The organism is Streptomyces sp. NPDC059900, from assembly GCF_050270335.1.
GTDB lineage: Bacteria > Actinomycetota > Actinomycetes > Streptomycetales > Streptomycetaceae > Streptomyces.
The window spans coordinates 1-2,184 of sequence record NZ_JBNNJZ010000732.1; the positions used below are offsets into that span (position 1 = coordinate 1).

Consider the following 2,184-nt stretch of genomic DNA (forward strand, 5'->3'; position numbering starts at 1 on the left):
CCCTCAGCGCCACCACAACGAGCTTTCCTGCTGCTGGTAGATCACGAGGACATCGCAGGTAGGAGCCATGTATTCGCTCCGACCAGCACCCACAACCTGGGCATGCCGCCCGCGTGGCAGTGCTCAGGGCCTCGACCTGCACGACCATGTCGGTCACCTTGACCGACTCCACAGACACGCCCTCCACCGAGGAGAGAAGCAACTCTTGGAGCTGCGGCCGTACTTCGTTCACGGCGCAGCACTGTCGACCACACTGCCTACGTACCGGGCGATTTTCGGGCGAACTCAGCCACCATCACGAGAAGATCGACAGTCACGCTGCGTACGCGGACCACAAGAAGTGGACCAGAGCCCGCTCAGACCTCCACAGCCACTCGTCGGCTGGCGGAGCGCTCGAGAACTACCTGAAGACCGGCCGATGATTTCAGCGTCCTCGAACGGTCCATCCAGCGACACCACCGTTCGCGACAGGAGTGCCATGTCCACCATCCAGCCAGTGATCCTGACAGCCGACCAGGACGCTCTCATCGGCTTCTATGCGCAGTTGTTCGGCGCCGAGGAGATCTTCCGGGTACCGGAGGAAGGCCCGGCCTTCTACCTCGGCTTGCGCATCGGCGACACCGATCTCGGGGTGGTGGCCAAGGCGCACCCGGGGACCGAGGCGGCACCGCGGATCCTGTTGAGCATCGAGGTCGACGACGTCGACGAGACACTCGGCCGGGTGGAGGAGTTGGGCGGTTCAGTTCGCAGCGGCCCCAACGACATGCCTTGGGGGCAGCGCGTCGCCCACATCGACGACCCGGACGGCAATGCGGTCAACCTCACTCAGCCGATCCTCGTCCGGTGATGCTGTAGCGCGGTGTATGTGCAGGTCGTGGGTTGCCTGCGGCAGAGGACAGTTGCCGGTGGTGGCATCGCTGTTCGTCAGGACGAACAGCGAGCGGGACTTGGGCGGCCTGGGTGGGGGTAGGACGGAACTTGGTGAGGATTCGCCAGTTCTTCAGATGGGCGCAGCTGCGTTCGACGGGGACGCATCCGGCGGCCGGGACCCGGTTGGCCTCCTCGGCGGGTGTGAGCCTTCGGGCACGGGAGGCCGTGTAGCCGGTGGCGACCGCGGGATCGTCGCTGTCGTCGTCCAGGCCGATAAAGCCCCGGGTGGCCAGGGCGCCAAGGGCCGGCGGCACGCAGGTGGGCCAGGAGGTGGTCGCGGCGGGTGGCGGTGATGTCGTGGGTGTGGCCGGATGGGTCGGACGGTATCCAGATCATCCGGCCCCGCACTTCGCTCATGGCAAGGATCGGTCAGGGCAAGGACATGCAGGCCGTGGCGGCGGTGCTTGCCGGAGGAGTTCGGGCCGTTCGCCTTCCCGGTGCAGCGCTGGGCAGTGATTGAGGGTGCCATCGATCATGACGACCTCACCGCACCCGCCGGGGCGAGCTCCTTCAGAGCGCGGTCTCACCGACTGCTCCTCGCGCACGCGGGGATGGACCCGGTGCCCAGCCGATCCAGGCGATCACGACGAGCTGCTCCCCGCGCGCGCGGGGGTGGACCCCGAGGCGACGGAGCGGGGTTTCGTACACGAGGCTGCTCCCCGCTCGCGCAGCTGCGGCAGGGGGAGCCGGAGCAGGCCACATGAAGTAGAGCGCAGCCCCGCCCAGCGCCAGGAAACCGGACGGCGGGGACCGGGTCCGTCTCTACGGGAAGGCCGGGAGAGACCGGCGCTGTCCTGACGCAGGGTTATGCGGCGCTGGACGCAGCTGGGGTTATGAGGTTTGCGCAACACCTGGAGCGACCGCGCCCCGCCACGAGCTGCGCCGTAGGCAGCGGCATCTGCCAATGCCCCAGAGCTTCGCACAGATCGACGACCCGGCCGTGGAACTCGACGTCGGCACGGCCACGTGCGCCTCGCCGACATGCTGGAGCAGGGCGCGCAGTTCGGGTACGTCTTCGATCACTAGGACAACTGGCGTCACACCTGCCAGGTCGGCGACCGGCCGGTGCCGGGCCACCCTTCCCGCGGGCTCCTGGCGTACACGGCCTGCGAGGTCAGCGATGCATCCGGCGCGCCCGGGTCTGCGGCGCGCAGGACGGACCGGTGGGCGCTTGGTCCGCGTCGTCGGCGCACTGCGCAGCCGGCCCCCCGTTCGAGCGGCATCATCCGTGACCGCCCCGACTCATGATCGTTA

General features: G+C 68.1%; 2 protein-coding genes. One reads left to right on the forward strand and one right to left on the reverse strand.

Features of this window, described 5'->3' with window-relative positions; genetic code table 11:
- Positions 1-232: transposase family protein (locus tag ACQKIP_RS42880; protein ID WP_427745493.1), on the reverse strand; the 232-nt coding region annotated here is incomplete at its 3' end.
- A gap of 246 nt (positions 233-478) precedes the next feature.
- On the opposite strand from ACQKIP_RS42880, the gene ACQKIP_RS42885 reads away from it, so the two are divergent.
- Positions 479-847 (forward strand): VOC family protein, encoded by a 369-nt coding sequence (locus tag ACQKIP_RS42885; protein WP_365861971.1) that lies wholly within the window; start codon positions 479-481, stop codon positions 845-847.
- Positions 848-2,184 lie beyond the last annotated feature (1,337 nt).